This window comes from Shewanella sp. S1-49-MNA-CIBAN-0167, from assembly GCF_040310145.1.
In the GTDB taxonomy this organism is placed as follows: domain Bacteria; phylum Pseudomonadota; class Gammaproteobacteria; order Enterobacterales; family Shewanellaceae; genus Shewanella; species Shewanella psychromarinicola.
On sequence record NZ_JBEOPO010000232.1, the window covers coordinates 1 to 277 of the forward strand.

Genomic DNA, 277 nt, shown 5'->3' on the forward strand with positions numbered 1-277 from the left:
GTCGGTGGCGAATATTTTGCTACGTCGTATTCAGCAGCAGAATCTGCAGATCAGTAATTTAAAAGTCAAATATAATGGTTCTACTGATACTGCTGAAATCAGCGGTAATGCAAAGACTCAAGCGGACCGCGAAAAAGCGATTATTGCTATTGGTAACGTTCAAAACGTAGCAAAGGTTATCGACAATATCGATATCGAAGAAGATGCGCCAGAATCTACCATGTACACAGTAAAATCAGGTGACAGTCTCTCAAAAATCGCTCAAGACGTTTATGGC

Annotated in this window: 1 protein-coding gene; it reads left to right on the forward strand. The window is 40.8% G+C overall.

Annotation, left to right across the window (positions count from 1 at the left end; genetic code table 11):
* On the forward strand, positions 1-277 hold a 277-nt coding region (locus AAEZ00_RS21125; protein WP_351089847.1), incomplete at both ends, for a BON domain-containing protein.